The sequence below is a fragment of the Paenibacillus radicis (ex Gao et al. 2016) genome, from assembly GCF_014641555.1.
GTDB lineage: Bacteria > Bacillota > Bacilli > Paenibacillales > Paenibacillaceae > Pristimantibacillus > Pristimantibacillus radicis.
In genome coordinates this window covers 115,698-139,404 of sequence record NZ_BMHY01000008.1, presented here as the reverse complement: position 1 = coordinate 139,404, position 23,707 = coordinate 115,698, and the positions used below count along the sequence as shown (strand labels likewise).

General features: G+C 50.2%; 22 protein-coding genes. 3 read left to right on the top strand and 19 right to left on the bottom strand.

The window, feature by feature from the left end:
• Positions 1–41: 41 nt before the first annotated feature.
• A complete protein-coding gene (locus IEX98_RS19690; RefSeq protein WP_188890906.1) occupies positions 42–929 on the bottom strand; it encodes an AraC family transcriptional regulator in 888 nt (295 codons plus the stop codon).
• A 217-nt stretch (positions 930–1,146) separates the two neighbouring features.
• On the opposite strand from IEX98_RS19690, the gene IEX98_RS19685 reads away from it, so the two are divergent.
• Positions 1,147–1,902, top strand: a complete 756-nt coding sequence (locus IEX98_RS19685; RefSeq protein WP_188890905.1) for an SDR family NAD(P)-dependent oxidoreductase — start codon at positions 1,147–1,149, stop codon at positions 1,900–1,902.
• Positions 1,903–2,242: 340 nt separating this feature from the next.
• Here IEX98_RS19685 and rlmD read toward each other — a convergent pair whose 3' ends face one another.
• The 4 genes from rlmD to IEX98_RS19665 form a co-directional block, all read right to left on the bottom strand.
• Positions 2,243–3,805 (bottom strand): 23S rRNA (uracil(1939)-C(5))-methyltransferase RlmD, encoded by a 1,563-nt coding sequence (gene rlmD / locus IEX98_RS19680; RefSeq protein WP_188890904.1) that lies wholly within the window; start codon positions 3,803–3,805, stop codon positions 2,243–2,245.
• Between the two features lie 129 nt (positions 3,806–3,934).
• Positions 3,935–4,849 (bottom strand): diacylglycerol kinase, encoded by a 915-nt coding sequence (locus tag IEX98_RS19675; RefSeq protein ID WP_188890903.1) that lies wholly within the window; start codon positions 4,847–4,849, stop codon positions 3,935–3,937.
• A gap of 15 nt (positions 4,850–4,864) precedes the next feature.
• Positions 4,865–5,662, bottom strand: coding sequence for a sirohydrochlorin chelatase (locus IEX98_RS19670; protein ID WP_188890902.1), 798 nt, complete (start codon positions 5,660–5,662; stop codon positions 4,865–4,867).
• 4 nt (positions 5,663–5,666) lie between these two features.
• Positions 5,667–5,957 carry a YerC/YecD family TrpR-related protein gene (locus IEX98_RS19665; protein ID WP_042167158.1) on the bottom strand — a complete coding sequence of 97 codons (291 nt, stop codon included), beginning with the start codon at positions 5,955–5,957 and terminating at the stop codon, positions 5,667–5,669.
• A gap of 225 nt (positions 5,958–6,182) precedes the next feature.
• Between IEX98_RS19665 and IEX98_RS19660 the strand changes: the two genes are divergently transcribed.
• Positions 6,183–6,728, top strand: a complete 546-nt coding sequence (locus IEX98_RS19660) for a hypothetical protein (protein WP_188890901.1) — start codon at positions 6,183–6,185, stop codon at positions 6,726–6,728.
• A 920-nt stretch (positions 6,729–7,648) separates the two neighbouring features.
• Here the strand turns inward: IEX98_RS19660 and IEX98_RS19655 are convergent.
• The 10 genes from IEX98_RS19655 to IEX98_RS19610 all read right to left on the bottom strand — a co-directional run bounded on the left by IEX98_RS19655 (position 7,649) and on the right by IEX98_RS19610 (position 17,853).
• Positions 7,649–8,644, bottom strand: coding sequence for an inorganic phosphate transporter (locus IEX98_RS19655; RefSeq protein WP_374705366.1), 996 nt, complete (start codon positions 8,642–8,644; stop codon positions 7,649–7,651).
• A gap of 30 nt (positions 8,645–8,674) precedes the next feature.
• Complete coding sequence (locus IEX98_RS19650) at positions 8,675–9,286, bottom strand: DUF47 domain-containing protein (protein WP_188890900.1); 612 nt, start codon at positions 9,284–9,286, stop codon at positions 8,675–8,677.
• Between the two features lie 262 nt (positions 9,287–9,548).
• Complete coding sequence (locus tag IEX98_RS19645; RefSeq protein ID WP_229692275.1) at positions 9,549–10,649, bottom strand: DUF3048 domain-containing protein; 1,101 nt, start codon at positions 10,647–10,649, stop codon at positions 9,549–9,551.
• Between the two features lie 141 nt (positions 10,650–10,790).
• Positions 10,791–11,612, bottom strand: coding sequence for an alpha/beta hydrolase (locus IEX98_RS19640; protein WP_188890899.1), 822 nt, complete (start codon positions 11,610–11,612; stop codon positions 10,791–10,793).
• A gap of 352 nt (positions 11,613–11,964) precedes the next feature.
• Entirely contained in the window at positions 11,965–13,374 is a 1,410-nt protein-coding gene (locus IEX98_RS19635) for a sensor histidine kinase (RefSeq protein WP_188890898.1), read from the bottom strand.
• Positions 13,371–14,174, bottom strand: a complete 804-nt coding sequence (locus IEX98_RS19630) for a response regulator transcription factor (RefSeq protein WP_188890897.1) — start codon at positions 14,172–14,174, stop codon at positions 13,371–13,373. Before IEX98_RS19630 ends, IEX98_RS19635 begins: the two co-directional genes overlap by 4 nt.
• Positions 14,175–14,205: 31 nt before the next feature.
• Positions 14,206–15,630 (bottom strand): hypothetical protein, encoded by a 1,425-nt coding sequence (locus tag IEX98_RS19625; RefSeq protein WP_188890896.1) that lies wholly within the window; start codon positions 15,628–15,630, stop codon positions 14,206–14,208.
• 16 nt (positions 15,631–15,646) lie between these two features.
• Positions 15,647–16,582 carry a polysaccharide deacetylase family protein gene (locus tag IEX98_RS19620; protein WP_188890895.1) on the bottom strand — a complete coding sequence of 312 codons (936 nt, stop codon included), beginning with the start codon at positions 16,580–16,582 and terminating at the stop codon, positions 15,647–15,649.
• A gap of 192 nt (positions 16,583–16,774) precedes the next feature.
• Positions 16,775–17,263 carry a DinB family protein gene (locus tag IEX98_RS19615; protein WP_188890894.1) on the bottom strand — a complete coding sequence of 163 codons (489 nt, stop codon included), beginning with the start codon at positions 17,261–17,263 and terminating at the stop codon, positions 16,775–16,777.
• Positions 17,264–17,445: 182 nt separating this feature from the next.
• Positions 17,446–17,853 (bottom strand): winged helix-turn-helix transcriptional regulator, encoded by a 408-nt coding sequence (locus tag IEX98_RS19610; protein WP_188890893.1) that lies wholly within the window; start codon positions 17,851–17,853, stop codon positions 17,446–17,448.
• 174 nt (positions 17,854–18,027) lie between these two features.
• On the opposite strand from IEX98_RS19610, the gene IEX98_RS19605 reads away from it, so the two are divergent.
• Positions 18,028–18,918 (top strand): NmrA/HSCARG family protein, encoded by an 891-nt coding sequence (locus IEX98_RS19605; RefSeq protein WP_188890892.1) that lies wholly within the window; start codon positions 18,028–18,030, stop codon positions 18,916–18,918.
• 186 nt (positions 18,919–19,104) lie between these two features.
• Here IEX98_RS19605 and purD read toward each other — a convergent pair whose 3' ends face one another.
• The 4 genes from purD to purM all read right to left on the bottom strand — a co-directional run bounded on the left by purD (position 19,105) and on the right by purM (position 23,699).
• On the bottom strand, positions 19,105–20,376 hold the full coding sequence (gene purD / locus IEX98_RS19600) for a phosphoribosylamine--glycine ligase (protein ID WP_188890891.1): 1,272 nt from the start codon (positions 20,374–20,376) through the stop codon (positions 19,105–19,107).
• Between the two features lie 31 nt (positions 20,377–20,407).
• Positions 20,408–21,958 carry a bifunctional phosphoribosylaminoimidazolecarboxamide formyltransferase/IMP cyclohydrolase gene (purH, locus tag IEX98_RS19595; protein WP_188890890.1) on the bottom strand — a complete coding sequence of 517 codons (1,551 nt, stop codon included), beginning with the start codon at positions 21,956–21,958 and terminating at the stop codon, positions 20,408–20,410.
• An 86-nt stretch (positions 21,959–22,044) separates the two neighbouring features.
• Positions 22,045–22,656, bottom strand: coding sequence for a phosphoribosylglycinamide formyltransferase (purN, locus tag IEX98_RS19590; RefSeq protein ID WP_188890889.1), 612 nt, complete (start codon positions 22,654–22,656; stop codon positions 22,045–22,047).
• Complete coding sequence (purM, locus tag IEX98_RS19585) at positions 22,656–23,699, bottom strand: phosphoribosylformylglycinamidine cyclo-ligase (RefSeq protein WP_188890888.1); 1,044 nt, start codon at positions 23,697–23,699, stop codon at positions 22,656–22,658. The genes purN and purM overlap by 1 nt, the downstream gene beginning before the upstream one ends.
• Positions 23,700–23,707 lie beyond the last annotated feature (8 nt).

Genomic DNA, 23,707 nt, shown 5'->3' with positions numbered 1-23,707 from the left:
CTCTCCACATGTGTGGAGTGTATAAAAAAGAAGCCAACTATCTAATCCCTCATGCTTTCTATTCGTCTTAGATTATCTGTGTCCCGAGCAGGAGATAAACCGAAGAAGCGGGAGTATTCTCGATTAAACTGTGAGGGACTCTGATAGCCAACTTGATATGCGGCACTGGCAACTGGATAGCCCTCGAATGCAATAAGGTTTCTTGCCTCCAAGAGCCTTAATTGCTTTTGAAATTGAATAGGACTTAACCCCGTTGCCCTTTTAAACTGACGATGAAAGGTATTAATAGCCATACCCGATTTCGATGCCATCTCGCCAATGTCTACTGGCTTCGTAAAATTATTACGAAACCAATTTACAACCTGAGAAATCTTGGATAAATTGCTTTCCCGCAGACCAAATTGCCTCAGATGCCATCCTTGTGGTCCCATTAGGACGCGATAAAGGATTTCACGCTCATAAACCGGTGCAAGAGCTGGAATATCTCTTGTTGTTTTCGATAATCGCAATAAGCGCAGCCATGCCTCCATCAATTCAACATCCATTTCACAAGCTACGAAATGCTCTGAAGCGGTTGGTATTAAATTGTCAGGAAGATCTCTTAACAAACTCTGAAGAACATTCTGATTCAACTTAAGACCAAGGGACATGTAAGGACGACCATCGCGGTCTGGATGTACACTCGCCGTTGCAGGAACATGTACCGGTAACACGAAATAGGATGGCCCATTCAGGTTAATGCTACGCTCCCCGATTGAAAGGATTTTTGTTCCTTGAACCGTAAAGCCTATCATCGGCTCGTAGAGTGCTGCGAGTTGATGTGCCGGAATGTCTCCCTTAATCTTACTTAGCCCCGGTACTCCAGTTTCAATTTGTCGCGTACCTGCGCCTTTCATTAAATCAATGATTTCATCGAGGACTTTATTCATGTACTTATTTTATCATATGACTTCTTACCCCTCAACATAACTCTGAAGCACCCTGGCATTTTTAGGATCTACATATAGCATAAATAAAGAACAATCCAGGTTCACAGAAAAATAATGCGGCGCTTTTAGGCAATCAAAAGGCATTATTAGATCTATATTGTTTCAGCAGATGCGACTAAAATTAAATCAGATCGAACACATCATTAAGGAGGATCTTATGAAAATAGCTATTATAACTGGCGGAAGTAACGGCATTGGAAAAGCGACGGCTCTTGAGCTTGGCAAGCGCGGAATTAGCGTCATTCTCACCTATAATTCCTATAAAGACAGGGCAGAAGCTGTCGCTAAGGAAATTGAGAACAATCAAGGAGTTCGGGCAGTGGCACTAAAGCTGGATTTGACTCAACTATCAACCTTCGAAGCTTTTGTTGTAGAAGTGAAACAGAGCCTCAAAGACATTTGGAACAGAACAACCTTTGATTACTTAGTGAATAATGGCGGTGTCGGTGGGCCAATGATGTTCAATGAAATGAGCGAAGAGTACTTCGACAAGATTCTGAATACGAACTTCAAAGGACCGATTTTTTTGACACAGCAACTAGTCGAATTCATGGATGATGGCGGAGCCATCATAAATACCACGAGTTCGTCCAAGAACCAATCATTCCCTGGCTACTCCGCCTATGGCTCGTTAAAAGCAGCATTTTCAACTTGGACTCGCTACATCGCCAAAGAACTTGCACCTCGGCAAATTCGGGTCAACGCCATTTCGCCTGGTCCTACACACAGCAATTTTGGCGATGGCGTATTCGATAAACATCCTGAATTCATTCAGCCGCTGGCTGAGCAATCTGTATTTGGCAGAATCGGCCAGCCCGAAGATATGGCGAAGGTCATTGTGAACGTATTGTCCAACGATTTCGGCTGGGTTACAGCCCAGGATATTGAAGTGTCCGGCGGACATTTGCTTTAAGAGCCTCCCTATGAAAAACCGATAACAATCATCAAGCTGTGGTACCCAATTGGTTGGAAAGTATATGAATTAATCCAGAAAAATAGCGGCGTAAGGGAACTGCCCCTACGCCGCTATTTTACATTATGACGCCATCTACTCGACATTGCATCGCTGGGCTCTCAATGACTCCAGAAGCCACGAATCCGGTTGCTTTCATATTGCGCTTGCCTTTTCCCGGCTTCATAGGCGACTGGGACAAGCGAGTTATCCAGCATCTTTGTTCCGTTATCGGTGAGCGCCAGGAATGTTTCATCAGGCGTAATGACCTCGACTTTTATGCAGGTAAATGCGGCTCTTGCTATTCTCTTATGAGCAACACACAGCTCTCCACATGAACGGTCCACGGGAACATATCGACCGGCGTCACTTCCGCCGTCCGGTAACCGCCGTCCTCCAGCACGCGCAGATCACGCGCTAGCGTCGACGGGTTGCAGCTCACGTAGACGACGCGCTCCGGCTTCATTGCCAGAATCGTATCAAGCAGCGCCGGATCACAGCCCTTGCGCGGGGGGTCAACGACGATGACATCGGCGACGATGCCTTCCTTGCGCCAGCGAGGAATGACAACCTCCGCCGGACCTGCTTCGAACGCAGCGTTTGCGATGCCGTTCAGCTCCGCATTTCGCTTCGCATCCTCAATCGCTTCCGGCACAATCTCAACACCGTACACATGACCTGCTTGGCGCGCTAGGAACAACGAAATCGTGCCGATTCCGCAATAAGCATCGATAACTGACTCCGTGCCAGTCAGTCCCGCGTACTCTACTGCTTTGCGGTACAGCTCTACCGTTTGCGCCGGGTTCACCTGGTAGAATGATCGTGCGGAGATTGCGAAACGGATGCCGTCGAGCTCATCATAGATGACCTCACTGCCCCATAATACACGCGTCTCGTCGCCAAAAACGACGTTCGTATCCTTCTTGTTCACATTCTGCACAATACTCTTCACAGCCGGAAGCGCCTCACGGATTCGCTTGATCCATTCCTCCGCCTGCGGAAGCTTCGTACCGTTTGTGACAAGCACAACCATAATTTCACCGGTGATAAAACCTGTCCGCGCCATCACATGGCGAAGCAGTCCTTTTCCGCTTTCTTCATCATAAGCCGATACACCAAGGTCTCGACCGATCGTCTTCACGACACGCACGACCTCGTCATTGCGGTCATGCTGAATCAGACAGTCGTCCATATCAATAATCCGATGACTGCCTCGCGCATAAAAGCCAGCGATCAGTTCGCCGCCAGCTCCGCCGCTTGCACCAACAGGCACCTGCGCTTTATTCCGGTAGCGCCAAGGCTCTGCCATTCCCACGGTAGGATGCACGATTATTCCCTCGCTAGATGCGCGATCTTCACCACCCGCAGCAGCAGCTTTTCCTCCCGCTACCTGCAGCTTGCCGATCCGCTCCAATGAATCGATCACATGCTGTCTTTTCCACTCCAACTGAGCCGGGTAATCGAAGTGCTGCAGCTGGCAGCCCCCGCACTTGTCGAAAATATCGCAAGGCGGCTCAACACGGTCGCTGCTCTCCGTCAGCAGCTCCTCTAGCCGAGCGTAGCCATATTGTTTCTTCACTTTCATGACTTTCGCCCGCACTCGTTCGCCAGGCAAAGCACCTTGGATGAACAAGGTAAATCCGTCCGCTCGTCCGACACCTTCGCCGTCATGGGTCAATCCGATAATATCGACCGTTACCTCTTCATTTTTCTGAAACGGCGCATCTTCACGGATTTTGTCCTTTACATTCGTCCCGCTCTTATTCCCGGTTCCGTTCCCGACACCAGCTCTGCCGCCGCTCCCCGTCTGTCTTCGAGCTCCGCCGCCTGCTTGTCCTCTGCCATTATTGCCTCTTCTGTTCATCCCAACAATCTCCGTTCCTCATGCTTTATCCCTCTAGTGTAATCCATCTCCAAAAAGAAATAAACCTCCATAAGCAGCCAATCGCCACCCGGCGCAGCCTGCCTACAAAGGTTTATTCATCACGCTCAATTAACGGTACGTCGATATGCCTGTCTCATCGGTGAAGATCTGCAAGTGCGACGGCAACACCGAGAATGTAAACGGCAGTCGGCCGCCATATTCCCCGTCCAGATTAATCTGTACATAATCAGGTGTCGTTACCTTCAACTCACTCGTCCGAAAATGAATGAAATGCGAATCATTCAAATGCTCGCCACGCAGCGCCATCGTCGCTAGCCGGATAAATTCCGCCAAATTGCATTTTTTCAGCAAAATGACATCAAATAATCCGTCATCCACCTTGGAATCCGGTGCGAGCTTCTCAAACCCGCCAACCGAATTGCTGTTGCAGATGAGGAACAGCATAAACTCCCCGTCAAATCCCCCAACGCCTGCCGCCTCGAAGCTAAGCTGCGTCGGGCGAAGACGGGTCATTTTCTCCAGCCCCTTCATATAATAGGCCAACTGCCCGATCATCGTCTTCAGCTTGCTTGGAACGTCATAAGTCAGCTCCGTCAGCGATCCGCCGCCGGCAATATTAATGAAATAACGATTATTTGCCTTCCCCACATCGATCGGCCGCGTATACTGCTGAATGATCAGATCGCAGGCATATTCCCAATGCCGGGGGATTCCCATCGCGCGGGCAAAATCATTCGTCGTGCCTAAAGGCAAAATGCCGAGCGGCGGCAAGTTAGGCTTTTCCGCCAAACCATTGATGACTTCATAAAGCGTGCCATCACCTCCGGCCGCTATAATCATGTCGTAACCACGCTCTACGGCTTCAGCAGCCGCTAGTGTCGCGTCGCCTTCGCCTGTTGTCGCATGGCAGCTCGCTTCTATACCCGCCTGATCTAGCTTTTGCAGAATATCCGGCAGCCGGCGCTTCATCTCTTCCCGTCCCGATGTCGGGTTATAAATTAATCTCGCTCTTTTATTCACCATAAAATAAAGCCCCCACTACGAATACCGTTTCGTTGCCCCAAGCTGCTCGAGCCAGGTAGAAATCCGTCTCTCTATCCAACGCGCAACAGCGGGATGCGGCAGCATCGCTTCACCGTTATAGCGATAGTCCAGTCCGGACAGCCGTTTCGGAATGACGGTATTCGTAAAATATCCTTTACTCAAAAATAGCGGCACAACAATTACCGCTTCATCCGGTCTTTTCTGTTGAAGCTCCCTCATACGTTCCGCAGCCTGATCCGGCAGCAGCATGGCTGTCGCCGCATGTGCGAAGCCGCCAAGCTCTCGCAGCCGTTCCGCAAGCCGGTTCAGCCCTTGCTGCCATCGCTCGTGAAATACTGGTTCCTTGCTGCCATGGCCGATTAACAGCAGCGTCTCACGGTCCGCAGATGCGGATAAAGGCCATATATTCGACAGCAGCAGTTCCACAATTTCTTCGTCCTCATCGATCGGTTGACCGATATGAATATTGGCTTGCATTACGCGGAAGGTTCCCAGGTCACCTTCCAGCTCCGATATCGGCGGCTGTCCGAAGGCTTGCCCGATCTCATCAACATGCGTACTGCCGGACGAGACAAATAACGGAAGCACGAACAGTTCCGTTACACCTTGCGCTTCCAGCGCATCGATGCCGTCTTGTATGAGCCGTCCCTCTACAATTTCGAGAAACGACGAATAAACCGGCACACCGGTGAGAGAAGGCATTGAAACGGCGGCAGCCACCGCTTCATCTACAAGCTTTACCCACTCCGCTTCCCGCGAGCCATGGCTAATAACAAGTATGCCAGGCTTCATGGTTTTATCGTCCCAAACGCTCTAGTGCCATTTTATACCCGTCGTTGCCGTAATTCAAACAACGCTTCACCCGCGAGATCGTAGCCGTACTAGCGCCGGTTTCCGCCTCGATCTGGTTGTAGGTGCTGCCTTTGCCGAGCATGCGCGCAACCTCAAGCCGCTGAGACAGCGACTGGATTTCGTTGATTGTGCATAGATCGTCAAAAAAGACGTAACATTCCTCCACCGATTTCAACGTTAGTACCGCTTCGAACAACTGGTCGATCGCTTTATCGTTAAGCTTTTTAAGCTGCATGCAAATCCACTACTTTCCTATAAGTTATTGCTCACATTGTAACTTTTTTAGGGCATTTTTTCAAGCATTACCGTTTCGACGCTTTACAGGACGGAAGAGTCTCTTATCAGGGAGACAGGGCTGCTATCCCGATTTTTTATTCATGACCCGTGACAATCGTCCAATCCGTATGTTCGCCTATCCCATAGACTGCTATTAAGCAGAACATACAATGAGAAAAGGGTTGTGATCCGCGTGAACTACCGCAACAACAACGGCGGCGGTTATCCGCAGCACTACTATCCGCCGCACTCGCCTCACGGCGGCCATCACCGCCAGGCGCTGACCAACAAGAGCGAAGGCTTATCAAGCCTCTCCAAGACGTTCGGCGTGACCCAGGAGATTGACCCGCCCGCTTCGGCTGCTCAAATACAGGAATCGCTGGCACCCGTCGTCGTTCCGGCAACGGCCGCCGAACTGGTCGAAAAGACCGAAGCTCCTGCAAAAGGGGGGCTCTTCTCCCTCGATAAGCTGGGTGACATCAAGGGCTTTGTCGACCGCCTCGGCGGCATCGACGGCATCCTGAATACCGTCACCAAGGTGCAGAAGGTCGTGTCCACTGTGTCACAAATGGCGCCGATGGTCAAAGTGCTGATGGGCTCCTTCAAGAAATCGAGTGATGATTCCGACGAGTCCGATGAATTTATTCCAAAGAAGCGCAAGCGCAGACGCAAACGTACTGGTGCCCCAAAGGGACAGCGCAAACGGAAGTCAGTGAAGAAGAAGCTGTAACAATCGTCTGCTCCGCGATGAAGGACGCAAGCCAACTGGCTTGCGTCTTTTCGTTTTTCTTCTTCCACTCGCATGATGGGCAATCCCCATAACGAACCTGATTCGCAAAACAGCGAATCAAAATTCGCTGCGCCCACGCAAACTGATGGCGGAAAGGGCTACAGCGAACTAAACTTCGCTCTTCGAGAACCTTGCTTCTCCAACAGCGAAATTCTCTTCGCTAATGCTCAAGCACTGCCCTGCTCTGTACGTTTTTAAGTAAAATCTGCGAACCTCTCTTCGCTAATTAGCGAAGACGGTTCGCTGTAGTCAACTCGCGAAACGTGTGCTATCTGTCCTATCCCTGTTGGGTATCGATATGCTGGTATTTCCTGTATGACCTGTTGTGTTCATTGTGTTGGGTGTCCTTGCTGGGTTTGCTGGGTTTGCTGGGTTTGCTGGGTTTGCTGGGTTTGCTGGATCTGCTGGATCTGTTGGGTTTGCTGGGTTTGCTGGATCTGCTGGCTGGGTGTTGGTGTGTCTAGGCTGTACATTATATATGCTGTATCAGTTGGATCTGGGATTGCCCGTAGCGTTCTATTGTCCTGCTTTTTATGGTTGGTTCTGTTCGGTACTTCTTGTGTGGTCTTCTGTTGTGTGCGCTTAGGGTAAGCGGAGCGTTTTGAGTTCAGGACGACTTTTCGAAGGTTCTATCCATTAATCATCGTGTAAGCGATGGGAAAAATGGAATCAAGAACGACGGCATGAACCAAAACGCGCAGCGACCCCGGAACTGGCAGCAGCCCAAAAAAGCGCAGTCTACCTAGAACTCACAGCTCACTTGGAACGCACAGCTCACTTGGAACGCACAGCGCCCCCCAAGCCACGCAGTCCACAAATAAAAGAGACTGCCGGAACTCCCGGCAGCCTCCAATCAGCTATTAATAAAACACATTATCGATAACCCAATAAACAGCATAAGCCATAAAGACAGTAATCGGAATCGTAATAATCCAAGCGACGAAGATACGGCCAGCGACCGACCAGCGAACGCTGGAGAAGCGTTTCGCACTGCCCACGCCCAGAATCGAAGACGTAATAACATGCGTCGTACTTACCGGCAAATGAATCAATGTCGCGGTTAAAATAACGGCGGCCGAGCCAATATCGGCGGCAAAGCCATTGATCGGCTCGATTTTGAAAATCTTCGTGCCCATCGTTTTAATGATTTTCCATCCGCCGACCGAAGTGCCCAGCGCCATTGCAAGCGCAGCGGACAGCTTAACCCACAGCGGAACGTCCATCGTTTCTTGAATCCCTGCTGCTACCAATGCAAAAGTGATGATACCCATCGCCTTTTGCGCATCGTTCGTTCCGTGCGAGAACGACTGGAATGCAGCTGTGATGATCTGACCGAAGCGGAAGCCTTTATTCACCTGATGCGGGCTGGAACGGGCAAAAATCCGTTTCAGAATCCACATGATGATAAAGCCTGCCGCAAACGCGATAAGCGGAGATATTAGCAGCGCTTTGACGATATCGAGCAATCCGCTGCTGTTAATCGAGTCCGTACCTGCTCCGGCAATAACGGCTCCGGCAAGCGAGCCGATCAATGCATGGGAAGAGGAAGAAGGAATACCGAACCACCAAGTGATGAGATTCCATACAATGGCGGACACTAGTGCGGCAATGACGATCTCAACGCCGTTGGTAAGCTCAGCCGGATTGGCGACGCCGCTGCCGATTGTTTTCGCTACGCCAGTAAAGGTCAAAGCGCCTACAAAGTTCATGACAGCCGCCATCATAATGGCGACGCGCGGCTTTAACGCCCGCGTCGATACCGACGTAGCAATCGCATTTGCCGTGTCGTGAAAGCCGTTGATGAAGTCAAAGCCCAGCGCAAGAATAACGACTACACATAGAACCATTAAATCCATTTGAATTGACTCCTACTCTCTACTATCTGGTTAGCTGTTGCGCATAATGATCGATTCCAACGTGTTCGCTACGTCTTCGCAATAATCGGTCGTTTGCTCCAGCATTTCGTAGATTTCTTTCCGTTTAATCAGTTCAATCGGATCTTTCACATTCGCAAACAGACTCTTAACCGCAACGCGCAGCAAATCGTCCGCTTGGTTCTCCAGCTCGTTAATCGCAATATTCGGTTCGCGAATCGCAAGCAGTTTTTTCTCCGTCAGCAAGTAGATTGCCTTTTTGATTTGATTTGCAGAGCGCAGTAAAATATCGCCAAACAACGTGATATACTCGTCCTTTTCATGAACGTAGTACATTTCGAAGCGCGAAGCGCAAGCTTCAATGCCGTCGAGAACATCGTCGAGAGACGTCGTGAGCGCCATTATATCTTCCCGCTCAATCGGGGTAATGAACGTCTTGTTCAGTTCTTTGAGAATGGTGTGGACGTATACGTCGCATTTGCTTTCGTATTCTTTCATCGCCTTAGCGAAAGCTGTCACATCCGACAGGTCAGAAACACCGTTAGAAAAATACTGTACTGCTTCAACCAAGGTGTCTGCCATTTCCTCAAACGTTTTAAAGAAAATGTCTTTTTTCTTAAACATCGTAATCCCCTTTACCTGACTGGATGTTGAGGCTTCATGAAATGAGCCCAGATAATCTTAACATAGTTTACTTTAGTTTTGTTAAGGGAATGTAAAGGATTTATGAAAACTTTTATTTTTTTCGTTTTTCATTACAAAAAATTAAAAACACGCCCCGGAAGGAGCGTGCTTACAGCTTTTTCCTATTGACGTGTTGAAACGCCAACCCGTCAAATTGGAAACACTCTTCACCTGTTAAGAGTGTTTCCGTTATGGCATCATTTTACCCAAAAACGATATGATCCTCAAAAGTCGGCGTATTCGGCACCACATGGAAATACGTCACGCCCGGTACAAATGGCAGCTCGGCTCCATCCTTCAGAATGCGAATCATATTGTCGCTGCTGCGCACCCATTCGCATGAGATCGCTTTGCCTTGCTGGAACAGCATGGCAGAACCTCCTGCATGGAGATCTACTTCAAGCCGGCCCACATTATCGAGCGTTTTATGCCTTGCCCCTAAGACAACAAGATTAGCAGCTTTCAATTGCTCGTTATTGTTCATATCGATATGCGGCTCGCCATTGATGGAGCGCTGGTACAAACCGCTTTCTGCATCATAAGCGTAAGATACTTTATAATTTTTCAAAGTAAAGCCAATCTCAATACTTGTCGCATCTGTACCCGCGCTTGCTGCCGCTGATACTGGAATGGCTCCGTCCTGACTGCTCGGAATGAACGTATAGACAGGAACCGAACGGTCGCTAGCATAACCGCGCTTATCTGCACCGTTCCGAAGCTTCTCCAAATCGGAATAAAGGTTATGCGGAGCTTTTCTCTCCTTGCTTCGCCAGAAATAGCTTCCTGCGTTCGAGATTTCATCGAGATAAGGCTTCTTCTGCTGCTGCAAAATTGCATAGGCGTCATTGCTCCCGCCTGCGTGAGCAAGAACTGCGCCATAGCTTTCTCCGATATCGATCAGATAAGGACGTATACTGCGGATCGGTCCAATGGATTCCGTAAGCTTGTCCGTGCTTTGGAAAATCGCGATTAGCCGCGTTATGCCGCCTTCTGCAAGCACTTCCCATACGATGTCGGCATTGGTTAATCCCGACTGCGGACGGGCAGGCTTCAAATTGTTGATCATAACCGCAATGGGACGAGAGCCCGCTTCCGTATCTCGGCCTAGACCCGTTAATGGAGCGGTAAAAGGATGCGAAGGTGTCAATTCCGGCGTTGGAGCCTCTGTCGGATCTGCAGTCACTTCTACATCCGGATTCGGAGCTTTGCCGCCTTGGCCGCATGCCGCGAGCAGCAATACCATCATCGCAGCCACTACTGCTCCTGATGTCAGCCTGCGTAGAACTTGCATTCGATTGTTCATTCATTCTCCCGCCTTATATTCGTCATATTCACGCGGTAGCGCTTTAATTCTATTTATCATTTAATCACATTTAGAAATAATTGTCTGCTACACGAGACAAAAAAAACAGCAGCGCCTGCTGGCACCGCCGTCTCGCTTTTATTAAATGCTCCAATGATGCCATTCCTGATGCTGCCGGTCGAGTCCAGCCAGCCAGTTCGAGCTTACCCGAATTGCTTCCTCCTGATGCTTGCGGTTCGAGTACGTGTGATTCGCTTGAAAAATAATTTCTTTGTCGCAGAGTCCTTCGCTGCGCGTCCAGAACACCTTCTGGTACAGGAAGCTGTAATCCACTGGAATAAGTTCGTCGCTTGTACCGTGTACAAGAAGTACCTCGCCTCCAAATTTCGTAGCGGCTTGGAACGGCTGATGCTGCAGCAGCGAGTCGAAGAATACAGGTTGAAGTGTAAAACCCGAGTAATCCGTATCGCCTTGCTGAACAGCTTCGTCGTAGCCGGCACGGCCGACAATGCGGACGATATCGTTAAACGGATAGGCGACGGGCGACCATAAAATAAGCCGTTTCACCCTTCTGTCCCTTACAGCAGTCATAAGGGCAATCGCGCCGCCCAGACTATGACCGAGAAGCACGATCCGCTGCGGGTCTACGCAATCCATCGAGGAGATATAATCAATGGCGGTACGCGTCTGGTCGATCATACTCTCAAATCCAAGCGCGCCATAATCTCCATTGCTTTCGCCGCAGCCGCCATAATCAAAGCGGAGAACATAAGAGCCTTCGGCTGCCAACGCTCTAGCTGTCTTCACGAACAACCGGTCGACACCGACGCGGCTGCCTACGAAGCCATGGCTGATAATGATTGCTTGTTTTTTGGCATTTTCTTTGCCAGCGCCGTCCTTCGGATAATGAAGCGTAGCTGCCAGCTCCAGACCGTCATGACGCAGTATCAATTGTTTTTCCATTCCGATAACCTCCCGTAGCCCGCAACCCGTGGGTAACTAAACTAATGCTGCCTGTGAATATTTATAATTCCTACCCGAATACTATGATTAATTGACCTCATAATAGCATTCCTCTAAACCTGCTGTCAACAGGTCGATCAAGATTTCTTACTTTGGACATACTAAAGCCACACCTATCCTGTAAGAAAAGGAGTGACCTGTCTTATGCCCCTATGGATCGAGTGGCTGACCCATCATTGGCTGTCCGTCATGCTCATTGCCGGCGCAATCATCGCGGTATTGTACGTGATGATTAACCGGGATATGCTGTTCTACAAAGAATAGCATGTCCCAGCTTTACCGAACCAATAAGTTAATCTTCTTTCACAACCGGCAGCTTTACCGTTACGATCGTTCCGGCTCCGCGTTCGCTGTCTATCAACAATTCGCCGCCGTGGAGCTCGGCGATTTCTTTGCATATTGCAAGTCCCAGCCCGCTTCCTCCATGTCCCGTGTTCGCCTTATAGAACTTCTCCGTTACATGAGGCAAGTCTTCCCCGCTAATCCCGCTTCCGGTATCTGCAACGGTCAATTGCGCATACGCCTTCTCGTTTTCCTTATCGGTAAACGTAGTCGTAGCGATTCGGACTGACCCTCCGCTTGAAGTAAATTTGAATGCATTATCGATCAAATTAATAATGACCTGCTTCAAGCGATTCGCATCCCCGTAGACGAAGATCGGACTTTTGCCAAAGGTTGCGATCAGCTTCACGCCAGTTTGTTCCTCGCGTACCCCAAGCTGATGGACCATTTCCCTCACTGGACTATTCAAATCGAGCACTTCCGGCTGCAGCTCGATATTCCCTGCCGCCAGCTTCGAGAAGTCGAGCAAATCCTCGACCAGCCCTGTCAACCGATCCGTTTCACGGCTGATGATGTTCAACCCAAGCGAAGTCTCCTCGTCAACCGCCGATTCGCTCCCCTTCAACGTCTCGCTCCATCCTTTAATCGAGGTAAGCGGTGTTCTCAGCTCATGCGAGATTGAAGAGATGAAATCATTCTTCAGCTTTTCCCGCTTGTTCAGCTCCACGACCATCACGTTAAACGTCTCGGCGAGTTGTCCGATTTCGTCATTGTTGCGTTTGACCGCGCGGCGTGTCCAATCTCCGTCAGCCATATAACGCGCCGCACGCGTTAGCTCCTGAATCGGACGAACGATCCGCTGCGTCATCCACAGACTAAGACCCAGAAACAACAGAACGACTCCAGCCCCGACGATGGCGGTCATCTGCGTCAACCGCGTGACCATATCGTCAATCCGCTCGACCGAAGCTGAATAGCGGAGCAGCGAGACGACTCTTGTATCGTTATAGATGGGAATCGTAACCGAGGTTACCCGTTCCCTGTAATAAGGGTCCTCTCCCTGCCAAGTGCCATTATAGCCGTCCATCGCCGTTTTCACATCAGGGGTCGTATATTGCACCTGTTCGGCAAAACCGTCAGAGTCGATAGCCACTTTGCCATTATTGTCGAGAAGCTGGAGGCGAACATCTCCTTCAGCCATATATTGCAGCATATAATCAGCTTGGTCGTGAACCTTCAACGAAGCCAACGAACGGCTATGCTGCGTCAGCGCATATATCGCCCTTTGCTTCACCGAACTTTGCGCGCTCCCATAGTAATAATTCCATATTAAAGTCAGGAACAAGCCTCCAAGCACACATACAACGAGAACGATTAGAAGCAGGTAGCTCCATACGATTCTTGTTTTCAGGCTGTTCATGGACGATCGCTCCGATTCCATCGATAGCCAAGTCCCCATACCGTCTCGATGAAGACCGGCTCTGATGGATTGTCCTCGATTTTTTGCCGTATCCGGCGAATATTCACATCGACGACCTTCAAGTCGCCTACATAATAGCGTCCCCATACCTCGGTCAAAATGTCATCCCTGCTCACATTCCGGCCTTGCCGCTCCATCAGCAGCTTAACCAGCGTCCATTCCGTCGGAGTCAGGATGATTTCATCCTCATGCTTCCACAGCTTGCGGTCGGCAAACGTGAGCCGGAAGCGCCCGCGAACAAGTTCATTATCGGCTTGAACCGCTGCCGCTGCCGTCTCGGCAGCCGTATCCGCCCCTGGCAGCAAGGCAGTGGGCTTGGCCTGACCTTCTTCTGTTGCCCCTTCCAGCGGGACAACCGCCGTAGAGCTTTCCACAGGCTTCATTCTCCGATAAAGCGATTTTATTCTCGCGATTAATTCCCCCGGACTGAACGGTTTTTGAACATAATCGTCAGCTCCCAGCTCCAGTCCGTATATTTTATCCTCTTCCTGGGATTTGGCCGTCAACATAATAATGCCCATGCCGGGATAAAGGCGGCGCAGCTGCTCACACACCTCAAAACCGCTAATTGTCGGCAGCATGACATCCAGCAGGGCAATATCGAACGGCCCTTCATTTGCCGCCAATGCCAGAGCCGCCTCCCCATGATCTGCCTCAATGACGTCCATATCGTTGCGTTTTAAGTTAATGCGTACGAAGCCGCGGATTGCTTCCTCGTCCTCCAGCAATAAGATTCGCATGACACACCTGCTTTTTGTTTATATCGAACAACTAGTCTTCTTCCATTACTCGCAACAACTCGCCAGCCTTTCCGTCCTCCAGCCTCATCGTCAGAAAGACTGCTTTATCCGCTTCGGACATCGATTCCGGCGGGTCTGCGAATGAGGCGGCATAGACTAAGCCGTCTTTTACTTTCAGAACGGAATAGCTTCGCCCCTTCGCCTTCCAGTCCGCTTCGAATGCCTCCCGTTTCTTAAGAGGGATCGCATAGATGTCAGCCAGCTTTGCCTTATAGGCTTGTTCCTCGTTCCAATATTCAAAAGCAGCAATCGCGTAGCTATCCCCTTTATCCGGAGCGCGGACAGTATAGTGACCCATCCACGCCTTTGGAATTTGGAAACGCATTTGGTAGCTGTAGTCGCTATATTCCTCCAGCATCTTATGGAAGGCATCTTTACCATCCCATTGCATCCATTCGTTAATCCATTTCGTTTCGGCATAAGATAAATCATCTTGACCAGGTGCCGGTCTCGGAAGCATCAGTTCGATAATTCCATCGCCGTTTATATCCTCGCTCATGACCGGCGTCTCGGTGAAGACGACATCCTCTGGCCCTGCTGACGCCGCCAGCTTCGGATAAACGAGCTGAAGACGGCGGTTCTCCCAAGCGTACATGGCTGTGTACATAGAGTGTGCACCCATAGAAGCTTCTACGACGACCCCGTTTTGTTCCGGCGAGACGCGGCCGATGATCATCCGGTCGTACATATTGACGCCGTCATACAATTCCAGCTGCTGCAACAGCGTCAGCTCAGCGCCTTCCCAATTGTACAGATTCAACGTGTAAGAAGGCAGACTCGTCTCCTGATAGGAGCCGTCCGTTTGAATAATCGCAATTTCCAGCCTGCCGTCTCCATCGACGTCTCCCACTTCAGCATACGCATAAGGAATAGAATCCACCGGCTGAAGCACCAGTTTGCCTTCCTCATTCCGTACCGGCTTCGATTGAAATGAATAAAACTCCGCCAGACTTGGGCTTTCGAACGAGCCTACCCAGCCGATGGCAAGCTCCACTTTGCCATTTTGGTCGAAATCATCGATTTTAATCCAGTCGATTTGCCTTGCCATGGGCTGCTGAATAATAAACCAGGAGCGCCAGACACCCGATGTCATCCGGAATACCACAAGCTCTGGAACGTTATATTCATTGTAAAGCGATACGATAGCCTCCGGCGTACCGTCGCCGTTCAGATCGACTTGGCGAATCGCGCCCTCTCCATCATCGCGAAGCGGCAATGTCAGCTTGGAATACGCGGGCATTGCCGCTTCAACCGCCTTCATTAATGCCTGCTTGTCCGCTGTCTGCGACGGCTTTGTCAGCAGATCGGCCGGGGCAGCGGTATACTTGCAACCGGTCGCAAACATACACAGAAAGGCGGCTATAAGCGCCGCCCTGCCTAACATGCTTATATTCAAGGAACGATAAACCTCCTTATCCCGCCATTTCATCAGGAGTTACGAACGTATAGCCCTTTTTCTTCAAATCATCAATAACATGCGGAAGCATCTCCACCGTATGCTTAATATTTTTGCTGCCGAATGAATGCATAAGAATAATCGCGTGAGGCTTTGCTTTCTTATGAATCATTTCCTGCATTTCCGATACCGGTGTTCCCGCCCAATCACGGGTGTCGATATTCCAGCTAACTAACTCACGGTCATCGTCTTCCAAAATGCTCTTGAGCGTATCCGATACGGCGCCGTATGGCGCGCGGAACATCTTCGGCTTAAAACCGACAGCCTCTTTAATGAGCTTATCCGCTTCATCAATTTCTTGTTGGATTTGCTCCGCATTGAGCTTGGCCATATTTTTATGATTCATGGAATGATTGCCGATCGCATGGCCTTCGTCTACAATTCGCTGCAGTACCTCGGGTTCCTTCTTCACCTGCTGGCCCACGACGAAAAATGTCGCTTTTACGCCTTTCTCCTTCAAAATATCGAGAATGGCCGGTGTATACTTCTTATCCGGCCCATCATCAAACGTTAACGCGATAATTTTATCCTTGTGCTGAAGCTCCGCAGGCGGAGCTTCAGGTTCATGTCCCTGTCCCTTATCCGGTTTCGTTGTACCCGGTTCATTCGGTTGTTCGGATGGTGGTGCCGTATGATCGTCGCCCTTGCTTGTATTTCCGTTTTCGATGCCAGGTTTTTCCGGCGGCCGCGGATAATCGACAAGATCCCCTTGTTCGACTGCACCGGGTTTACTGTTATTCTGATCGGTTTCATCTGCTTTTACAACTTTTCCTGTAATTTCTGCTATTGAGAGGCCTAAGCCTGTACCGCAGCCCCCAATAATAATGCTAATAACGACAAGCAAGACCGCTGCTGCTAGCCAACGACGACGATTTCTACGTTTATTTCCCATCCTAATTCACCTTTCTACTTCCCCGGTTGATAGTTTCATAGTACCGGAATAAGAGAGAGAGGGTGTTACAAATTAGTTACATGCTTTCGACATCTTCCAGCAGTTTTTTCCAAGTCATTGTTTATACAAAAAAAGAGCCGGGAAACGGCATCGCAAAATGCCGTTCACAGCTCTTTTATTATAAGAATTGTGTTATTGCGGAGCTTCCATTCCGTTCAATGCCCATTCCTCTTTCGATGGACCGTATACTCCCGGCGCCTGTATTCCCGCTTGGCGGATCAGAATCGTCAGTTGACCGCGATGATGAACCTCATGCTTTACAAACATGCCTAGCAGCGAGCCATAAGTGAATGGCTTGCCGAATACAGTCAGCGGCTCCGAGAGCTTCTCATCAGTGAGTACTTCTCCTGCGCTGCGAATAATCGACTGCGAGATTGCACGGTAAGCTTCGGCTAATGCAACAGCGGATTCGGAACGGCCGGAGTGTCTGTCCAGGTTGAATCCAGCGGAACTCAGCATACCGCCGCTTTCGGCCAAATGCCATGCTAATTGACTAATTGTCCGATAACCCGGAGCGACCGCCTGTGCGAGAGACTCGTCCGTCAACGCGTCAAAAACCCGTTGTGTTGAAGCTGATTCTTGCGTATAGTCTTGGATGAAGCTTTGAACGGTTGCGTACATGGTAGGATACCTCCAAATTGATTTCTACTGACCTAAATAGTGTAAGGCTGCCGCCTTCACAAATCAAATGGAGCGTCCAGCCTGCTCCTTCGTTCTCTTAGCTTCAAAGAGACGTATCATGATTCCGGTATTCGGCCCGTCGGGCATCAGCCGCGAATAAAAATAGACAACCTTCTTTATAATCAAGAAAGTTGCCGATTAGGAGAATTTTTCAGTGCTCTCCTGTTTGTGCTGCAACGATGTTCGCGACCATCGACGAGTTGCGGATGTTCCCCCCAGTTTTCACCCCATTTGCGCATTTGCGCAAGCACGGGTATATACTCCCGTCCTTTATCCGTTAGCGAGTATTCAACGGCTACAGGTACGGTAGGAAACACCTGACGATTGATGACTTTATAATGCTCCAAATGACGCAGGACATCCGTTAAAGACTTGATGCTGATGTTGTCCAAATTTCTTCGCATTTGATTAAATCGTTGCGGACCCAGACTTAGTAAGGAAAGCACCAAAAAAGACCATTTTCCACGAACAACCTCCAGAGCTTCACGAATAGAGATGAGGCATAGTTCGTCTTCTTTGCGTACATCCACAGAAATCACTCCTAACTAAAGTAAAGCTAGTCTACTTTTTGAAGTTATATAAAAATAATGTGTCTACTTTAAATTATATAGTTAGTGTTTTAAAATAACAACAGGACTTATTTAACTGCCACGTTTTAGCTTAAGCAGAGATAGTCTTATAAAGCTTAGAGAGGAGCCTGTGATATGAGTGATAAAAAGATATTGGTTTTGGGAGCAACCGGACAACAAGGAGGTGCGGCCGTTAGGCATTTAATCGCCGATGGCTGGAAGGTTCGTGCATTTGTTCGCGATTTATCAAGCGATAAGGCCCTGAAATTATCCCAATTGGGAGCCGAGCTTTTTTTAGGTGACATGGGCGATCTTGCCTCGCTCGATGCCGCTATGCATAGGGTTTATGGCGTATTCAGTGTTCAGGCGTCAGGCTGGGACCCTACTCTCGAATCCAACGCCGAAGAAAGACGTATTGGGAAGGCTGTAGCGGACGCTGCCTTAAAGGCGAACATCCAGCACTTCGTTTATACATCTGTTGGTGGTGCAGATGCGCAATCCCGATATCGCGACATGCAGAAATGGGATATTGAGCAGTACATTCATTCACTAGATTTGCCGGCTACCATATTGCGTCCCGCCACCTTCATGGAAAACTTCGCAGACCCGATGTCCGCCGGCGTGCAAAACGGAACAATCGCACAAGCCTTCAAGCCTGATGGAGTAATCCCGCTCGTAGCTGTGGACGACATTGGCGCTTTCGTCGCGTTAGCACTTAGATACCCAGCTGACTATTTGGGTAAAACTATCGAAATTGCTGGCGACAAGTTAACACCCTTGCAAATTGCCGATGTTATAGGCCGTATAACCAACCGTACCATCCCTTACGTTCAAATTCCGCTGGAAACGTTGCGCCAGCATAATGATATCTTGGCCGGCGTGTTTCAATGGTTAAACGAAGAAGGCCACGAGGTCGATATTTCTGTTGTGCGCAAGGTATACCCGGAACTTACGGATTTCAATACCTGGGTGGAAAAACAAGGAAAAGCGAAGTTTGAGGCATTGTTTCTTACAGAGCGTACATGAGATTGTTAAACAACAGGTCTGGTATTCAAAGACCGCAGTCATACCCACTGACTTAACCGGTGGCTTCCATTAAAAGGCTGTCCCATAAGTAAATCCCCAACTGTATGAGACAGTGCCTGTTTCACTATTACTGAAAAAAGCGCGAGTAACAGGGTCATTTCCCCCCTGTCACTCGCGCTTTTTAGCTTAAAGACCTTTCAGCGCTTTCGCAGCAATATCCGTCCGGCTGTGCATGCCGTCGAAATGAATGACGCTGACTGCCTCGTATGCACGAGCACGAGCTTCGGCAATGTCCCGGCCGCGGCCGACGACGCCTAGCACGCGTCCTCCGTTTGTAACGATGCTGCCGTCTTTCTCAGCTGTTCCTGCATGGAACACGAGCGCGCCTTGCGCTTCTGCCGCTTCCAGACCGCTAATGACACGGCCTTTCGGATACGACGCCGGATAGCCTTCCGAAGCAACAATGACGCACACAGCCGCTTCGTCTTTCCATACGATATCCAACTGATCCAGCCTGCCGTTGAGCGATGCCAGTACGATATCAATCAATTCGGTTTCCAGTCGCGGCAATACAACCTGCGTCTCTGGATCGCCCATTCGAGCATTGAATTCAATCGTTTTCGGACCGTCCTTCGTAATCATCAGACCTGCGAACAGCACGCCGCGGAATGGACGGCCTTCGCTAACCATCGCTTTCGCCGTCGGAATGATAATGTTGGTGATCGATTCGTCGACAATGGATTGCGGAATATGCGGAAGCGGCGTATACGTACCCATGCCGCCCGTATTCGGGCCTTTGTCGTTGTCATAGACCGGCTTGTGATCCTGTGCCGGAACCATCGCGCGAACCGTCTCTCCGTCTACAAATGCAAGAATCGACATTTCCTGTCCTTCTAGGAATTCCTCGATAACGATCTGATTGCCGGCTTCACCAAACACCTTGTCGACCATCGCTTCTCGCAAAGCACGCTCAGCTTCTTCCATGGAATAAGCAACCGTTACGCCTTTGCCAGCAGCAAGACCGTCCGCTTTAATTACGATCGGAATCGCTTGCTCGCGCAAGTATGCCGAAGCCTTCTCATAATCGGTAAACGTCTCATACTTAGCGGTCGGAATATTGTATTTTTTGAGCAGATTTTTCATAAAAATTTTGCTGCCTTCAATTTCAGCCGCCGCTTTGTTTGGTCCGTACACCGGAATTTGATGCGCTTCAAAAGCATCTACGATGCCTTCGGCAAGCGGATCATCCGGGCCTACGAATACAAGGTCGATCGCTGCATCCTTCGCAAACTGCACCAGTTCATCGAATTTATTAACCGCAATCGGTACGCATTCAGCCAACTGTGCAATACCTGCGTTGCCCGGAGCGCAAAAAACTTCTTTGACCTTCTCGCTTTTTTTCAGCGCCCATACGACCGCATGCTCGCGTCCGCCGCCGCCAATGACTAATATTCTCATGCTTGTTGCCTCCCCCCGCTAAGCTTTTATTCTAATGTTTGAAATGGCGTACGCCTGTGAGTACCATTGCGATATTGTTCGCGTTTGCCGCTGCGATCGATTCCGCATCCTTCACGGAGCCGCCTGTTTGAATGATCGCTGTAATGCCATGCTTGGCAGCCAGTTCAACCGTATCGCCCATCGGGAAGAAAGCATCCGACGCCAATACGCCGCCTGCAGCTTGCTCGCCCGCTTGGTCAAGCGCAATTCGTGCGGAGCCAACGCGGTTCATTTGGCCTGCGCCAACGCCGATCGTCATATCGTTTTTCACGACAACGATCGCATTCGATTTCACATGCTTCACGACTTTCCAGCCGAACAGCAATTGCTTCAGCTCTTCCGCCGTTGGCTTGCGGTCTGTAACAAATTGCAGATCCGCTTCCGTCAGGCTGCGAACGTCGCTCTCTTGTACAAGCATGCCGCCGTCTACAGTCGTCACGAGCCATTCCGGCTGACGCTCAGCTGCTGCTACCGACAGCTCGCCCAGCTTGAGCAGACGGATATTTTTCTTTTTCGACAAGATTTCCAATGCTTCAGGCGTAAAGTCCGGTGCAATAATGATTTCCAAGAAGATTTGGCTAAGCAGTTCAGCCGTTTCTGCGCCAAGCGTGCGGTTAGCTGCTACAATGCCGCCGAAAATCGACGTCGGGTCGGCTGCGTACGCTTTTTGATAAGCTTCATGGATGTTAGCACCGATGCCTACGCCGCAAGGGTTCATATGTTTAATCGCTACGACAGCCGGCTCGTCGAATTCTTTGACGATCGCAAGCGCCGCGTTTGCGTCATTGATATTGTTGTAGGAAAGCTCTTTGCCGTGCAGTTGCTCAGCCGTCGTAATGTTGCCTGCAGCTGCAAGCGGTTTGCTGTAGAAGGCAGCCTTCTGATGCGGATTTTCACCGTAACGAAGATCCTGTACTTTCTCATAAGTAACGGTGTAGCTCTCTGGAAGAGGCTCGCCCACTTGCTTCGACAGGTAGTCGGCAATGAGGGAATCGTAAGCTGCTGTATGACGGAATACTTTCGCGGTCAGACGTTTGCGCGTCTCCAGCGTCGTATCGCCGCTTGCCTTCACTTCTTCGATAACCGCAGCGTAATCCGAAGCATCAACAACGACGGTTACGAACTTATGGTTTTTCGCTGCCGAACGGAGCATCGTCGGACCGCCGATATCGATGTTTTCGATCGCATCTGCATAAGCAACATCCGGGTTGGCAATCGTTTGCTTGAACGGATACAGGTTGACGACAACCAGATCGATGTAGTCGAGTCCAAGCTCTTTCATTACCTTCTGATGCTCTTCATCGTCACGAACTGCGAGCAAGCCGCTGTGCACCGCCGGGTGCAGAGTTTTCACGCGTCCGTCCAGTATTTCAGGGAAGCCTGTTACGTCCGAGATGCCGATAACCGGAATGCCTTCCTTTTCCAATAGGTTGAACGTACCGCCTGTCGAAATAATTTGCACGCCTTGATTGGCAAGTTCACGAGAAAATTCTACGATGCCCGTCTTGTCCGATACACTGATTAACGCTCTGCGAATAGCCACGCGATTATCCTCCTTATGAGTTAAAAAGTAGTTTATCGTTAACGCTCCGATTGGAGCCCTGATGAATCGATTAATAAAGAATTACGCTACTTGCTCACGGCTGCATGACGGCCGTTCAGTTCGACTTTACCTTGTGCGATCAGTTGCGTCACCTGCGGCAGCAGCTGCTGCTCCGCCGCGTGAATACGTTCGGCGAGCGAAGCTTCCGTATCGCCTTCCAGCACCTCAACGACGCGCTGTGCAATAATCGGCCCGCTGTCCAACCCTCCGTCAACGTAATGCACGGTAATGCCTGTCACCTTCACGCCGTACTCCAAAGCTTGGCCAATGCCGTTCACGCCGGGGAATGACGGCAGCAGTGACGGATGAATATTGATCATTCGTCCATAATAAGGCTCCACAAGCACCGGCGTAATGATACGCATGTAGCCGGCAAGTACAATCAAATCAACACCGCGGCGCTCCAGCTCCGCAAGAATCTCCGTCTCATACGCCTCGCGGGACGGATAATCCTTCGGCTTGAATACAAACGCCTCTATACCAGCCTTCTTCGCGCGCTCAACAACAGGTGCGGATGGCTTATCACAAACAAGGAGCTCGATGGTCGCATCGAGCCCTCCTTGTTGCACCGCATCGGCCAGAGCCTGGAAGTTCGTTCCCTGCCCTGACGCGAAAACAGCTAACCGCAATGCTCCCATTACACTTCCGCTCCCGTGAACGTAACGATTTTGCTTCCTTCCGTTACGGTTCCGATGCGGTAAGCTTGCTCGCCAAGCTCAGCTGCAATGCGAAGCGCTTGCTCTGCCTGCTCGGCAGGAACAACCACGATTAACCCGATGCCCATATTAAAAGTCGTAAACATATCGCGGTTCGTAATCTCGCCCTTGTCCTGCATCAGCTGAAAGATTGGCAAAATCGGCCACGAGCCGTATTCGATGTCGACGTTAACGCCTTCCGGCAATACGCGCGGAATGTTCTCGATAAAGCCGCCGCCTGTAATGTGCGCCATGCCTTTCACATTCACTTGCTCAATCAGCTTCAGCGCCGATTTCACGTAAATGCGTGTAGGCTCGATCAGAACGTCACCAAGTACGGCGTCGTTAAGCTCCGGCAGACGCTGGTCCAGCGCATAGCCGCATTCTTCAAGCAGAAGACGGCGAACGAGCGAGAAGCCGTTGCTGTGAATGCCGCTGGAAGCAAAGCCGAGAACTGCGTCGCCGGCAGCAATCGTCGTACCGTCGATGATTTTTTTCTTGTCGACAACGCCAACTGTAAAGCCTGCGATATCGTATTCGTCACCTTGGTACATACCAGGCATTTCTGCCGTCTCGCCGCCAATCAGCGCACAGCCGGACTGTACGCAGCCGTCAGCAATCCCTTTTACGACCGCTTCGATCTTCTCCGGAACGACTTTGCCGCATGCCAGATAGTCCAGGAAGAACAACGGCTCTGCGCCTTGTACGATAATGTCGTTGACGCACATCGCAACCGCGTCGATGCCGATCGTATCATGCTTGTCCATCGCAAAAGCAAGCTTCAGCTTCGTGCCTACGCCGTCCGTACCGGATACGAGCACCGGCTCCTCGTATTTGTCCTTGTTCAAGCCGAACAATCCGCCAAAGCCGCCGAGGTCGGTCAGCACTTCGGGACGGAACGTCTTCTTGACGTGCTTCTTCATCCGCTCAACCGCTTCATTGCCTGCCGCAATGTCGACGCCGGCTTTTTTATACGCTTCTGCCACTACAAGTC

Excerpts from the sequence above, each read along its gene's own strand:
- IEX98_RS19690 (WP_188890906.1), bottom strand. The coding sequence starts at position 929 with ATGAATAAAGTCCTCGATGAAATCATTGATTTAATGAAAGGCGCAGGT.
- IEX98_RS19685 (WP_188890905.1), top strand. The coding sequence starts at position 1,147 with ATGAAAATAGCTATTATAACTGGCGGAAGTAACGGCATTGGAAAAGCG.
- rlmD (WP_188890904.1), bottom strand. The coding sequence starts at position 3,805 with ATGAACAGAAGAGGCAATAATGGCAGAGGACAAGCAGGCGGCGGAGCT.
- IEX98_RS19675 (WP_188890903.1), bottom strand. The coding sequence starts at position 4,849 with ATGGTGAATAAAAGAGCGAGATTAATTTATAACCCGACATCGGGACGG.
- IEX98_RS19670 (WP_188890902.1), bottom strand. The coding sequence starts at position 5,662 with ATGAAGCCTGGCATACTTGTTATTAGCCATGGCTCGCGGGAAGCGGAG.
- IEX98_RS19665 (WP_042167158.1), bottom strand. The coding sequence starts at position 5,957 with ATGCAGCTTAAAAAGCTTAACGATAAAGCGATCGACCAGTTGTTCGAA.
- IEX98_RS19655 (WP_374705366.1), bottom strand. The coding sequence starts at position 8,644 with ATGGATTTAATGGTTCTATGTGTAGTCGTTATTCTTGCGCTGGGCTTT.
- IEX98_RS19650 (WP_188890900.1), bottom strand. The coding sequence starts at position 9,286 with ATGTTTAAGAAAAAAGACATTTTCTTTAAAACGTTTGAGGAAATGGCA.
- IEX98_RS19645 (WP_229692275.1), bottom strand. The coding sequence starts at position 10,649 with ATGAACAATCGAATGCAAGTTCTACGCAGGCTGACATCAGGAGCAGTA.
- IEX98_RS19640 (WP_188890899.1), bottom strand. The coding sequence starts at position 11,612 with ATGGAAAAACAATTGATACTGCGTCATGACGGTCTGGAGCTGGCAGCT.
- IEX98_RS19635 (WP_188890898.1), bottom strand. The coding sequence starts at position 13,374 with ATGAACAGCCTGAAAACAAGAATCGTATGGAGCTACCTGCTTCTAATC.
- IEX98_RS19630 (WP_188890897.1), bottom strand. The coding sequence starts at position 14,174 with ATGCGAATCTTATTGCTGGAGGACGAGGAAGCAATCCGCGGCTTCGTA.
- IEX98_RS19620 (WP_188890895.1), bottom strand. The coding sequence starts at position 16,582 with ATGGGAAATAAACGTAGAAATCGTCGTCGTTGGCTAGCAGCAGCGGTC.
- IEX98_RS19615 (WP_188890894.1), bottom strand. The coding sequence starts at position 17,263 with ATGTACGCAACCGTTCAAAGCTTCATCCAAGACTATACGCAAGAATCA.
- IEX98_RS19605 (WP_188890892.1), top strand. The coding sequence starts at position 18,028 with ATGAGTGATAAAAAGATATTGGTTTTGGGAGCAACCGGACAACAAGGA.
- purD (WP_188890891.1), bottom strand. The coding sequence starts at position 20,376 with ATGAGAATATTAGTCATTGGCGGCGGCGGACGCGAGCATGCGGTCGTA.
- purN (WP_188890889.1), bottom strand. The coding sequence starts at position 22,656 with ATGGGAGCATTGCGGTTAGCTGTTTTCGCGTCAGGGCAGGGAACGAAC.